The organism is Amycolatopsis sp. NPDC001319, assembly GCF_042896185.1.
Taxonomy (GTDB): domain Bacteria; phylum Actinomycetota; class Actinomycetes; order Mycobacteriales; family Pseudonocardiaceae; genus Amycolatopsis.
Map to the genome: position 1 here is coordinate 320,036 of NZ_JBIAWY010000011.1, position 12,302 is coordinate 332,337.

Here is a 12,302-nt window from a genome sequence, read left to right on the forward strand (position 1 = left end):
GTGACAGTGGAGCTGTTGCGCAACGCCGTACGGCCCTACGCCTGGGGATCGCGCACCGCGATCCCGCAGCTGCAGGGACGTCCGGTGCCGGCGCCGCACCCCGAGGCCGAGCTGTGGATGGGCGCCCACCCGGGCGACCCGTCCCGCGTGCTCGCCCCGGACGGCACCGAACGGAGCCTCCTGGAGCTCGTCGACGCCGATCCGGTCGGCCAGCTCGGCGAACGCTGCGCGAAGCGCTGGGGCGGCCGGCTGCCGTTCCTGCTGAAGATCCTGGCGGCCGAGGAGCCGCTGTCGATGCAGGCCCACCCGTCGGCCGCGCAGGCCGCCGAGGGGCACGAACGCGAGGAGCGCCTCGGCATCCCGCGCGACGCGCCCAACCGCAACTACCCGGACCCGACGGCGAAACCCGAGCTCGTCTGCGCGCTCACGGAGTTCCACGCGCTGGCCGGGTTCCGCGACCCGCAGCGCACGGTGAAGCTGCTCAAAGCCATCGAAACGCCGGGGCTGGCGAAGTACACCGGCCTGCTCGAAGCGCAGCCGGACCCGGCGGGGCTGCGCGCGTTGTTCACCACGTGGATCACGCTGCCGCAGGCCTCGCTCGACGAGCTGCTGCCCGAGGTCCTCGACGCGTGCGTGCGCCACGTCGCCGACCACGGTGAGTTCGGCCTGGAGTGCCGCACGATCCTGGAACTGGGCGAAGCGCACCCGCGTGACGCCGGTGTGCTGGCCGCGCTGCTGCTCAACCGCCTGACGCTGCGCGCGGGCGAGGCGATCTACCTGCCGGCCGGCAACCTGCACCTCTACCTGTCGGGCACGGCCGTGGAGATCCTGGCCAACTCCGACAACATCCTGCGCTGCGGCCTCACGCCCAAGCACGTGGATGTGCCGGAGCTGCTGCGCGTGGTCGACTTCGCGTGCGGCGAGATGCCGGTGCAGCTGGGCGAATGCGCCGGCCAGGGCATGGCCGTCTATCACACGGACGCGCCGGAGTTCGAGCTCTCGCGCATGCGGTGGGAGGCCGGCGACGACACCGAGCTCGTGGTCGACTGCACCGGTCCGCAGATCCTGCTCTGCACCGACGGCGACCTGCTCGTGACGGCCGAGGACGGGGAGCAGGTCGAGCTGCTGCGCGGCCAGTCGGTGTGGCTGCCCGCGGCCGACCCGGCCGTCTCGGTCCGCCCGCTCGCGGGCCGTCCGGCCCAGCTGTTCCGCGCCACCGCCGGCACCTGCGAAGACTGACTTCCGCCGTTCCGGGAAGGGGCACCTCGGGGACTCCGATCCCCGCGAGGTGCCCTTTCCCGTGCGCGGCGTTCGCGCACAAAACGTTCACGTGGCCGAAGCGACGGCGTGGTGATCGGTCCTCTAGGCTCCCGATCGGGCATTTCGGGAATCCATTGCGCAACAGGCAGGGGAGCACGCCGTGTCAGCAGGTGGCGGTACCAAGGCGATCATCGCGGCGCTCGCGGCCAACGCCGGGATCGCGGTGGCGAAGTTCGTCGGGTTCCTGGTCACGGGCTCGTCGTCGATGCTGGCGGAGTCGGTGCACTCCCTGGCCGACACGTCCAACCAGGGCCTGCTGCTGCTCGGCCAGAAGACGTCACGCCGGCGCGCCACTAAGGAACACCCCTTCGGGTTCGGGCGGGAGCGGTACTTCTACTCGTTCATCGTCGCGCTGATGCTGTTCACGCTCGGCTCGGCGTTCGCGCTGTATGAGGGCATCCACAAGATCATCGAGCCCGAGCCGCTCGAATCGCCGATCGTGGCCGTGATCATCCTGCTGGTCGCGATCTGCCTGGAGGGCTACAGCTTCTACACCGCCATCGGCGAGTCGCGGAAGATCAAGGGCACTGTCGGCTGGTGGCGGTTCATCCGCCAGGCCAAGGAACCCGAGCTGCCCGTCGTGCTGCTGGAGGACACGGGCGCGCTCATCGGCCTGGTGTTCGCGCTGCTCGGCGTGGGCCTGTCGGTGATCACCGGCGAGCCGGTGTTCGACGGCATCGGCACCGTGTTCATCGGCGCGCTGCTCGGCGTGATCGCCGTGATCCTCATCGTCGAGATGAAAAGCCTGCTCATCGGTGAGGGCGCGACCGACACCGATCTCGAGACGATCGTCGACGAGCTGGCCGCCGGCAAGGTCGAGCGCGTGATCCACATCCGCACGCAGTATCTCGGCCCCGACGAGCTGCTCGTGGCGGCGAAGCTCGCCCTGGTGCCCGGCCTCGACACGTCCGAGGTCGCCCTGGCCATCGACGACGCCGAGGCCCGCGTGCGCGCGAAGGTCCCGGTCGCGTCGCTCATCTACCTCGAACCGGACCTCGACCGCGACGCGCGGTGATCAACTCCTGCCGCGCAGCCTCCGGTTTGCCGCGTTAGGGTGAATGACCCGTTTCCATGCAGGTCATCGCAGGTCATCTGGAGGTCGCTGTGCCCGGGCAGGGTTTGTGGCGCACGAAGTCGATCGAGCAATCCATCGCGGACACCGACGAGCCCGAGACCAAGCTCCGAAGAAACCTGGGTGCTTGGGATCTGACCGTGTTCGGTGTCGCGGTCGTCATCGGCGCGGGCATCTTCACGCTCACCGCGCGCACAGCGGGTGACTTCTCCGGCCCGTCGGTGTCGGTCGCGTTCGTGTGCGCCGCGGTCGCGTGTGCCCTGGCGGCGCTGTGTTACGCCGAGTTCGCCTCGACCGTGCCGGTCGCGGGCAGCGCGTACACGTTCTCCTACGCCACGTTCGGCGAGTTCATGGCGTGGATCATCGGCTGGGACCTGATCCTGGAGCTGGCCGTGGGCGCGGCGGCGGTGTCGAAGGGCTGGTCGGTCTACCTCGAGACCGTGCTCGGCTACCTCTTCGGCGAGGGCGCCAAGACCACGATCGACCTCGGCTGGGTCACCATCGACTGGGGTGCGCTGGTGGTCGTGGTCGCGTTGACGACGCTGCTGGCCATCGACACGAAGCTGTCTTCGCGGTTCTCCATGGTGATCACGGGGATCAAGGTCGCCGTGGTGCTTTTCGTGATCATCCTCGGCGTCTTCTACATCAAGGGCGCGAACTACACGCCGTTCATCCCGGAGGCCAAGCCCGGCAGCCCGGGCGACAGCGGGGTCGACCAGTCGCTGTTCTCGGTGATCCTGGGTGGCGGCGGCAGCGTGTTCGGCATCTTCGGTCTGCTGGCCGGTGCGTCGCTGGTGTTCTTCGCGTTCATCGGGTTCGACATCGTGGCCACCACCGCGGAGGAGACGCGCAACCCGCAGAAGTCCGTGCCGCGCGGCATCTTCGGCTCGCTGGCCATCGTCACGGTCCTGTACGTGGCCGTGTCGCTCGTGGTCGTCGGCATGGTGCCCTACACCGACTTGGCGACCGAGGCGGGCGACGGCAGCCACAAGACGCTCGCCACGGCCTTCTCCGTCAACGGTGTCGACTGGGCCGCGAACATCATCTCCGTCGGCGCGCTCGCCGGCCTCACGACCGTGGTCATGGTGCTGATGCTCGGCCAGGTGCGGATCATCTTCGCGATGTCGCGCGACGGCCTGATGCCGCGAGGGCTGGCCAAGACCGGCGGCCACGGCACCCCGAAGCGCGCGACGCTGCTCGTCGGCGGCCTGGTGGTCGTGGCGGCCACGTTCTTCCCGGCCGACAAGCTCGAGGAGATGGTGAACGTCGGCACGCTGTTCGCGTTCATCCTCGTTTCGGCGGGGGTGCTGGTGCTGCGCCGGACGCGACCGGACCTGCCGCGCGCGTTCCGCGTGCCCGCGGTGCCGCTGATCCCGATCCTGGCGATCCTCGCGTGCCTGTGGCTGATGCTGAACCTGACGGTGCTGACCTGGCTGCGGTTCGTGGTCTGGATGGTCGTCGGGGTCGTCATCTACTTCGTCTACAGCCGGCGCCACTCGCTGCTCGGCAAGCGGATCGCCGCGGGGGAGGAACCGGCCGCGAAGTCCGCTTCGCCGGAGTCGCCGGCGTCCTCAGAGGACTGAACCACTGCCCGCAACGGCCCGCCGTCCCACTCGGGGTGGCGGGCCGTTTTGCGTCCCTGACCTGGGCATTCACCGAGGTTCGGGAAGGTTGCGTGATGTGGCCGAGTTGTCACCTAAGTCAGAATGATCACGCAAGGGTAACGTCGATATCTCGGTTTGGATCACGTCTCGAACGCAGGGTGAGCGAGTGAGCCGTTTGCGATACCGTCCGCCTCGGCTTCCCTCTGACGGGTTAATCACTCGTGTGTGATTCATACGGTAAGTGGTTTCGATCCTCACTGGGAGTGCACTGATCTTCTCTAGGTATCCCCCGTTCGGTACAGGAGTTCACTGAATGCCCACCATCACCAGACTGCGTGCGGGTTTCACGGTCGCCGCGGTGGCCGGACTCGCCCTGCTGGGCACCGCGACGTCCGCCCTCGCGTGCACCTCCGACGACGGCCGCGCGAACCCGATCCAGGGCCACGCCCCCGACTGCTCCCAGATCAAGGGTGTCAGCGGCAAGAAGCTCGACCAGGGTGACTTCACGTTCACCGGCGGCGACAAGAGCAAGTCGCTCAACATCACCGCCACCAAGGAAGGCGTCAAGGTCGAGGCGCTCGTCGTCGCCGGCGGCGACGACGGCTACGCGGTGTACGTCCCGGGCAAGAAGAACCTGACCAAGGACCTGCCCTGGAACAACCTCATCGCGCCGCACAACTACAACGGCAGCCAGCCGAAGATCGACAGCTGGTACGCCTGCGGCACGAAGACCGCGCCGGAGTCGACGCAGCCGACGAAGCCGTCGGAGACCCCGACCACGCAGCCGACCGAGACCGAGTCCCCCGCGGTCCCGACCACGTCGCACGCCGCGACCGAGGCTCCGACCAGCACCACCGCCGTCGCCGCCGCCCCGGCCGGCAACGAGACCGGTGGCACCGGCGGCCAGCTCGCCAACACGGGCTTCGACAACGCGTGGCTGATCTACATCGCCGCGGCGCTGCTCGTCGTCGGTGGTGGCCTGCTCGCGCTGCTGAAGTTCCGTCGCCGCAGCGCCAACTGACCTGCATTTCGGGTTCCTGAAACCGGAGGGGAGCCACGCCCGTTTGCCCACGGGTGTGGTTCCCCTCCGGTCTTTTCGTTACGGCGCAAGGGTTTCTAACGCGGCCGCGGCAGATCGCCGAACAGCGAGCCTTGTTCGCCCAGCAGCCGCGAGCGCCCGCTCGGGCGGCCGAGCCCCGCGGCCATCGCCACGGCCTGGTCCCACTCGGCGTCGGCCAGGTAGTCGGTGTGCTTGAGCACGCCCGGGGCCCAGCGGTGGCGGCCGTCGGGCGCGCGCAGCGGGTCGGGCAGCCAGTGGTCGCCGCCGAGCACGAGCACGCCGGACTCCTCGGGTGTCGCTTCGAGCGGGCCCGAGCCGCCTTCGGGCCGGTAGCCGTCGCCGATGAGGTGGCGGCCGGAGACGTTGTGCCGCCAGGTCGTGACGCCGCCGCCGAAGATGTCCGTACCGCGGCACAGCGCGCGCCAGCGGCCGTCGAGGTCGCCGAACAGCGTCGCGAGCGCATCCTGCGGCAGCACCGCGGGGAACGCACGCTGGTAACCCCACTGCAGGGGCGACCCCGCGGTGAGCAGGCCGACGCGGTCGCGTTCGTCGGGGGTCAGCTCCGTGAACAGGCGCGCGGCCGTGAGCACGGTGAGCAGGCTGCCGAGGTTCTGTCCCGACAGGACCACGCGCGTGCCCGGTTCGGTGAGGTGCTCCTTGACGCGTTCGGCCAGCTCGGGCACGACCTTCAGCGCGTAACACGGTGGCACGGTCGGGTGTGCCGCGCGCGGCCAGAACGACACGAGGTCCGCCAGCGCGCCGAGGTGCCGGTTGCGTTCCGGCGTGCGCGCTGCGGAGTAGACCACCCGCAACAGGCCGAGCGCGAAGCCGCCGAGCGCGAACACGCCGACGGCCGACACCGGTGTGAACCACGAGGGCCGCAGGTCGAAGCCGAAACGCACCACCAGCAACGCGAGTCCCGCGACGCCGAGCCCGATGGCCACGATCATCGCCAGCTGGTGCAGGTGCCGGCGTTCCCACGCCGAGCGGGCCCACGCGCGGGCCGCGGCCTGCTCCTGCTTCGCGTCGAGCTGCACCAGTTCGACCAGCGCCGGGATCCCGCGGCGCCGCCGGCGCAGCGGCACCGCGATCGCGTAACCGGCCACGGCGAGCACCGCGATCAACGCGAGCCCGGCGCCCCACAGCACAGTGATCAGCTCGTAGGTGTCGGGCAGCCGCAGCCCGCCCGTGCCCAGCAGCCGGCGGACGGCGATGGCCAGCCCGGCGCCGAAGCCGCCGCCGAGCAGGCCCGCGAGCGCGACCACCGGTGCCGCCGCCCAGCCGCCGAGCCACGGACGCAGCCGTTTCGGCCGCGTCTTCCACGTCGTTCGCGCGAGCAGCGCCATCGGCACGAGGGCCAGCGCGAACAGGATGGTGATCGCGAGCAGCGCCGCGCCGAGTCCTTCGACCGTGCCGTCGGTGCCGCGCAGGCCGCCGCGCGCGGGCAGCGGTGCGGCGAGCACGGCAGCGAAAATCACGAGCGCCGCGGCGAAGGTCATCAGCGTGCGCCGCGCGACGCGGCCGGGGTCGCTCCCGATCGCCGCACCGACGATCACCGCGACCACCAGCCCCAGCACGCAGATCCAGCCGATCAGCCGGGGCACGTCGTCGGGCACGTGCAGCGGTCCGCCGAGCAGCAGCAACGCGACGCAGGCCAGGGCCGCGACTGTGTGCGTCGCGGACATCCCGGGCGCCTCCGGGTCGGCGAGCAGCTGCAGCGGCGAGCCGCGCCGGGCACGGGGTTCAGGGGCCTTGACCTGCCAGTTCGACGACGAGACCCGGTGCAGCAGGACCACCACGGCGAACAGCACGGCGACCCCGATCGTCAGCCGCGCCGCGTCCGAGCGCAGCCACGAGGGCGCCCACGGCAGGCAGCCGCTGCCCGGCGCGAGGCACTGCGTGGCGAACAGGTCGAGCACGGTCACGGCGACCTGCCCGATCAACAGCATCGTGAGCAGCACCGCGACCACGCGCAGCAGCCCGCGGCACAGGCCGCCGAGCCACCGGGCGCGGTGCACCGGCGGCAGCATCCAGAACGCGACGTTGGCCAGTGAGAACGGGAACAGCAGCGCCCACGTGGCCTTGGCGGCGCCGCCCGAGGTCATGCGGCTCCACAGGTATCCTTCGAGCGTGCGTGGGATGGAACGGCCCAGCGCGGGCACCATCGGACCGGGGGCCGGGCGCCGCAGCCGGTCCGCCGGGCGCACGACCCGGCCGACCCCGTCGCCGGCGACGTCGACGGTGGACACCGCGTCGAGCAGCGTCTCGCCGCTCGTGCCCGCGAGTCCGGCCACCCTGAGCTCGACGATGCGGGTGTCGGGGCCGGGCAGCGGGGCGGGCACGGTAAGGGTCTCCTAAGCCGGTCGGGGGGACGTCAAGCCGACAACGGTACTGTTCAGATGCCATCAATCCTTGGAGGAACCGCACTATGACCCCCGAAAGCGTTGCCAAGCGGCACGACACCCGGGGCGGCATCGAGTTCGCCGTCGCCGACCTCGAGGCCGCCGAGTTCGGCCGCAAGGAGATCCGCCTCGCCGAGCACGAGATGCCGGGCCTGATGTCGCTGCGCCGTGAGTACGCCGAGGTCTACCCCCTGCGGGGTGCGCGGATCTCCGGGTCGCTGCACATGACGGTGCAGACCGCCGTGCTCATCGAGACGCTGGTGGCGCTGGGTGCCGAGGTCCGCTGGGCCTCGTGCAACATCTTCTCCACGCAGGACCACGCGGCCGCCGCCGTGGTCGTCGGCCCGCACGGCACCACCGAGGAGCCGAAGGGTGTGCCGGTGTTCGCCTGGAAGGGCGAGTCGCTGGAGGAGTACTGGTGGTGCACCGAGAAGATGCTCACCTGGGACGGCGAGGGTCCGAACATGATCCTCGACGACGGCGGTGACGCCACCATGCTCGTGCACAAGGGCACCGAGTACGAGAAGGCCGGCGTCGTGCCGCCCGCCGACGACGAGGACCCCGACGAGTGGAAGGTCTTCCTGGAGCTGCTGCGCGCTTCCGTTGCGGCGGACTCCTCGAAGTGGACCACCATCGGCGAGGGCGTCCGCGGCGTCACCGAGGAGACCACCACCGGCGTGCTGCGGCTCTACCAGCTGGCCGCCGCGGGTGAGCTGCTGTTCCCGGCGATCAACGTGAACGACGCCGTGACCAAGTCGAAGTTCGACAACCGCTATGGCATCCGCCACTCGCTGATCGACGGCATCAACCGCGGCACCGACGTGCTGATCGGCGGCAAGGTCGCCGTGGTCTGCGGTTACGGCGACGTCGGCAAGGGCGCGGCGGAGTCGCTGCGCGGCCAGGGCGCGCGCGTGATCGTGACCGAGATCGACCCGATCTGCGCGCTGCAGGCGGCGATGGACGGCTTCCAGGTCAAGAAGCTCGAGAACGTGCTCGGCGAGGCCGACATCGTGATCACCACCACCGGCAACAAGAACGTGGTGATGGTCGAGCACATGGCGAAGATGAAGCACCAGGCGATCGTCGGCAACATCGGCCACTTCGACAACGAGCTCGACATGGCCGGCCTCGCGCGCTACCCGGGCATCCACCGGATCAACATCAAGCCGCAGGTCGACGAGTGGGTGTTCCCCAACGGCAACACGATCATCGTGCTGTCGGAGGGCCGGCTGCTCAACCTCGGCAACGCGACCGGGCACCCGTCGTTCGTGATGTCGAACAGCTTCTCGAACCAGGTCATCGCGCAGATCGAGCTGTTCACCAAGCACGAGGAGTACGACAAGGAGGTGTTCCGCCTCCCCAAGAAGCTCGACGAGAAGGTGGCGCGCATCCACCTCGAGGCGCTGGGTGGCGAGCTGACCAAGCTCACCAAGGAGCAGGCGGAGTACATCGACGTGGACGTGGAAGGCCCGTTCAAGTCGGACCACTACCGCTACTGAGCTTTCCGCACGGCCGAAGCGGCGTCCGGGGTGTCTCCCGGGCGCCGCTTCGGCGTTGCTGCCTCCACAGTGGACACCCAGGTGGCTCGGACCACCGCGCGGTGTACTCCGGTTCCCCGAGGACAAGTCCACGACGTCCGATGTGCCCGAAGATCCGCCCCGGGTCTGCCTCCTGGACTCCGGCCTCCGCGCATCCGTCCGCGTTCGGCGCAATCCCGTGGTTCCTTCGGAGAGGAGCGGTCGCGTACGACGGCCGGGGGATTGTCGAAGTGAAGGGGATCTGCCTTGTCCGCAGGAGAAGTGGGCCGAAGAGGGGTAATCGCCGGAGGGCTGGCCGCGGTGGCGGCGGGGGCGATGAGCACCCCCGCGTTCGCCGAGGGCGCCACGACCACGCCGGTGAACGAACGGCTCAAGGGCTACAGCTATCCGCTCAGCGCTCGTGGGGTGGCCAACCTTGCGCCCACGCCGCCGTGGCACTACGTGGGTGACGTGGTCGGCGTCGAGTTCTGGACCACGCCGGCCGCGGCCGCCGCGTCGCTGCCGACCGGGCTGGACCCGGACCCGGCGAGTTCGGGGCACGGCTACGCGCTGTTCATCGACTGGCAGTTTTCCGCCAGCGACAACGAGTACCTCGACCCGGTGCGCAGCCAGTACAGCGAGTTCCTCGTGCTGCTCGACGCCGTGCACAAGGGTTCGCCGGTGGCGTGGTGCCCGTTCATCTACGTGGACAACGACGAGGCGCTCGCCCGTGGCTGGATCCAGGGCTTCCCGAAGAAGATCGGGGCCGTGCACCAGACCCGGGCGTTCGGCGTGCCGAGCCAGGCCGGCCCCGTGGTCGGCCCCGGCGGCCGGTTCGGGGCCACGCTGTCGTCGAACGGCCGGCAGCTGGCCGAGGCCCGCGTGACGCTGGAGAAGACCGCGCCGACCATCCCGGCGCTCGGGCGGCCGATCGTGAACCTGCGCCACTTCCCGCGGCTTTCGGCCGGGCAGTACCAGAACCCCGCCGTGCACGAGCTGACGCAGTCCGTTTTGGACACTCCGCAGGTGGCCGGCACGTGGACCGGCACCGGCGAGCTGTCGTTCTTCCCGGCCCAGGCCGAGGAACTGGCCGACCTGGCACCGCAGCGCACCGGCGCGGGCTTCCGCGGCTCGTTGTCCTACAGCGTCACGGATCTGATCATCCTCTGACCTGATCACCTCTGACGAGGTCGCGGCCGGGTCGCCCGCGTGGCGCCCGGCCGCTCAGAGCCGTTCGTCCCGCATCACCTCGAGGTTGTGGAACACCGGCGGTTCGTCGCACAGCTTGCCCATGCGCTCGGCGATCTTGGCGGTCGCCGGCAGCTCCGAGTTCCGCATCGCCTCTTCGTACGACGGGAACTCGACGAACTCCATGTACGTCCCGGGGTTGTCGCGGTCGCTCATCACCACCGCGTGGGTGGCCGTGCGAGTGCCCTGTGTCGCGGTTTTCCACTCGTCCATGAGCTCGTTCAGCTCGTCCGGGTGCGTGGTCTTGAACTCGATGACTTGTACGAAACTCATTTTCGGCTCCTGGTGAGGCTGCCCCGAAAACTCATCGTGCGCGTGGCACCGGGGCCCGTCAACGCAGGTCGGGGGCCCCGTTGTTCACCGGAGAGCTCAGTTCCACTCGACGGCGATGCCGGCCAGCCCCGGTCCCGCGTCGCGGAAGTAACCGCTTGTCACGCCACCCGTGTCGAGCGGGAGCTCTTCGGCCTCGACGGGCAGGGCGTCGTCGCGGGCCCGGACCTGGCGGGTGCAGCGGGCGGGCATCGCGGTGGGCGCGAACTGCAGCTGCAGCAGGTAGCTCGCGGCCTGGTCGCGCAGCATGCGGTAGTAGCCGGGGAACAACGCGCTGGAGTCGTCGCGCACCTCGAAGCAGAAAACGTGGATGTCGCCTTCGCCGAGTTTGCGGTCGAAGAGCAGCTCGGTCGCCATCGTCTCGCCGCCGGGGTGGCGCCGGATCCGTCCGACGCGGCAGCCCTCCGCGGTGATCAGCTCGACGTCGTCGATCTTGCAGCCGGGGTCGCCGTTGTACACGGTCACGTAGCGATCGGGGCCGTGCCGCCGGGCGCGCGTGACCAGGCGCGTGCGGATGCTGACCTGGCGGCGGCGCTCGTCGACCGTGATGCGGTCGTGGACCGAGAGCAGCTCCAGGTCGGCGTTGGAGTGGTTCGACGAGGGCAGCACGCCCAGGTCGGTGAGCAGCTGGTCGACGATCGAGCCCATGTCGCCCGAGCGCAGGTCGTGGAACGACACCGCGGCCTGGTGCCCGCGCGGGCGGGCGGTGCGCGGGCCGATCAGCACCACGAGCGAGTCGGCCGGCAGCTGCAGCACCGACTCCAGCGCGCGCACGGCCGGCAACGCCTTGGGCACCTCGGGCTGGCGCAGCCCGCGCTGCCAGTAGCTGAGCGTCGACTGTCCAATCTGGACACCGCGCAGCGCCAGGTGGGCGCGCAGGCGGGCCAGTGACAGTCCCCGGTGCGAGATGGCCGTGCGCAGGGCGTGGTGGAACTCGCCGGTGCGCAACGCGTCGGCCAGCTCGGCGGGCAGGTCGCCCGAGCCACGGCGAACAGGTTCGATGATCAGTGCGCCTTCCCCGTCTCGAGACACCGCTTGTCCCTTCACCAGACCAGTGTGGAGATCACTGCGTGCGCCGGCCGTGAACACCGCGGAACGTTCACGTTAGCAGCGCACGGTAGCCGCTCCGACCCCCGTTCGGGGTGGTTGGCCACGCAAGGGTGCCCATTCCGTGTTCCAGAACTGACCCGGAACGCGTTGATCACCGGAAGAGCATCTTGCTCCGCGTGACCGCACTGTTCACCGTTGTGACGACCGAGGGGCACATCGTGGGGTGGGGAGGTTCCGTGCCGGTGTTCGTCAAGCAGTCACTCGTCACCGTCCGGGCCGCCGTCCACCGTGGCCGGGTCCGGATCGAGAGAGTACGCACCACAGGCCGGGTTCTGGCGCTCGTGGTGCTCGTCGGCACGGCGTTGCTGACGTCGGCACCGGGCGCGAGCGCGGCGCAGCCCTCCGGCGTCGGCAACGCCCACCTCGTCCCGCAATCGGCCACCGGCGAGGCGCGTGCCGTCCGGCTCGTCGCCGACGTCCTGCCGCGCGGCGACACCCCGCCGCCCGAAGACCACGACTCCGGCTGGCTGCCGCTGCTCATCCTCGCGGGCCTGCTGCTCACCGGCGGCGGGGGCTACCTGCTGCACTCGCGGCGCCAGGCCGCCTAGGTGTATTCGGCCGTCAGGTTGGTGGCAGTCGACTGGTGGGTGGATGCCCGCCGAGTGCGCTGTGGCGGCGTTGAGTGTTGTAGTGCTGGAG

At 70.0% G+C, this 12,302-nt stretch carries 10 protein-coding genes; 7 read left to right on the plus strand and 3 right to left on the minus strand.

The window, feature by feature from the left end:
• Nucleotides 1-6: 6 nt before the first annotated feature.
• From manA to ACFY1H_RS36935, 4 genes are all read left to right on the plus strand, one after another.
• Entirely contained in the window at nt 7-1,239 is a 1,233-nt protein-coding gene (gene manA, locus ACFY1H_RS36920; protein ID WP_366579974.1) for a mannose-6-phosphate isomerase, class I, read from the plus strand.
• Nucleotides 1,240-1,420: 181 nt separating this feature from the next.
• Complete coding sequence (locus ACFY1H_RS36925) at nt 1,421-2,335, plus strand: cation diffusion facilitator family transporter (protein WP_366579758.1); 915 nt, start codon at nt 1,421-1,423, stop codon at nt 2,333-2,335.
• A gap of 89 nt (nt 2,336-2,424) precedes the next feature.
• A complete protein-coding gene (locus ACFY1H_RS36930; protein WP_386954311.1) occupies nt 2,425-3,975 on the plus strand; it encodes an amino acid permease in 1,551 nt (516 codons plus the stop codon).
• Between the two features lie 334 nt (nt 3,976-4,309).
• Nucleotides 4,310-5,017 (plus strand): LPXTG cell wall anchor domain-containing protein, encoded by a 708-nt coding sequence (locus ACFY1H_RS36935; protein WP_366579756.1) that lies wholly within the window; start codon nt 4,310-4,312, stop codon nt 5,015-5,017.
• A gap of 95 nt (nt 5,018-5,112) precedes the next feature.
• On the opposite strand, the gene ACFY1H_RS36940 is transcribed toward ACFY1H_RS36935, so the two are convergent.
• A complete protein-coding gene (locus ACFY1H_RS36940; protein ID WP_366579970.1) occupies nt 5,113-7,386 on the minus strand; it encodes a hypothetical protein in 2,274 nt (757 codons plus the stop codon).
• A 98-nt stretch (nt 7,387-7,484) separates the two neighbouring features.
• Between ACFY1H_RS36940 and ahcY the strand changes: the two genes are divergently transcribed.
• Nucleotides 7,485-8,957 (plus strand): adenosylhomocysteinase, encoded by a 1,473-nt coding sequence (gene ahcY / locus ACFY1H_RS36945; protein WP_366579755.1) that lies wholly within the window; start codon nt 7,485-7,487, stop codon nt 8,955-8,957.
• 354 nt (nt 8,958-9,311) lie between these two features.
• The gene (locus ACFY1H_RS36950; protein ID WP_386954268.1) at nt 9,312-10,145 is read left to right on the plus strand and encodes an acetoacetate decarboxylase family protein; all 834 of its coding nucleotides are present in this window, start codon (nt 9,312-9,314) and stop codon (nt 10,143-10,145) included.
• A gap of 54 nt (nt 10,146-10,199) precedes the next feature.
• On the opposite strand, the gene ACFY1H_RS36955 is transcribed toward ACFY1H_RS36950, so the two are convergent.
• Nucleotides 10,200-10,496, minus strand: a complete 297-nt coding sequence (locus tag ACFY1H_RS36955; RefSeq protein ID WP_366579753.1) for a hypothetical protein — start codon at nt 10,494-10,496, stop codon at nt 10,200-10,202.
• 96 nt (nt 10,497-10,592) lie between these two features.
• Nucleotides 10,593-11,585 carry a hypothetical protein gene (locus ACFY1H_RS36960; protein ID WP_285972627.1) on the minus strand — a complete coding sequence of 331 codons (993 nt, stop codon included), beginning with the start codon at nt 11,583-11,585 and terminating at the stop codon, nt 10,593-10,595.
• Between the two features lie 194 nt (nt 11,586-11,779).
• Between ACFY1H_RS36960 and ACFY1H_RS36965 the strand changes: the two genes are divergently transcribed.
• Nucleotides 11,780-12,211: a hypothetical protein gene (locus ACFY1H_RS36965; RefSeq protein WP_366579751.1), complete on the plus strand. Its 432-nt coding sequence runs from the start codon at nt 11,780-11,782 to the stop codon at nt 12,209-12,211.
• Nucleotides 12,212-12,302: the final 91 nt, after the last annotated feature.

Excerpts from the sequence above, each read along its gene's own strand:
- ACFY1H_RS36955 (WP_366579753.1), bottom strand. The coding sequence starts at position 10,496 with ATGAGTTTCGTACAAGTCATCGAGTTCAAGACCACGCACCCGGACGAG.
- ACFY1H_RS36935 (WP_366579756.1), top strand. The coding sequence starts at position 4,310 with ATGCCCACCATCACCAGACTGCGTGCGGGTTTCACGGTCGCCGCGGTG.
- ahcY (WP_366579755.1), top strand. The coding sequence starts at position 7,485 with ATGACCCCCGAAAGCGTTGCCAAGCGGCACGACACCCGGGGCGGCATC.
- ACFY1H_RS36950 (WP_386954268.1), top strand. The coding sequence starts at position 9,312 with ATGAGCACCCCCGCGTTCGCCGAGGGCGCCACGACCACGCCGGTGAAC.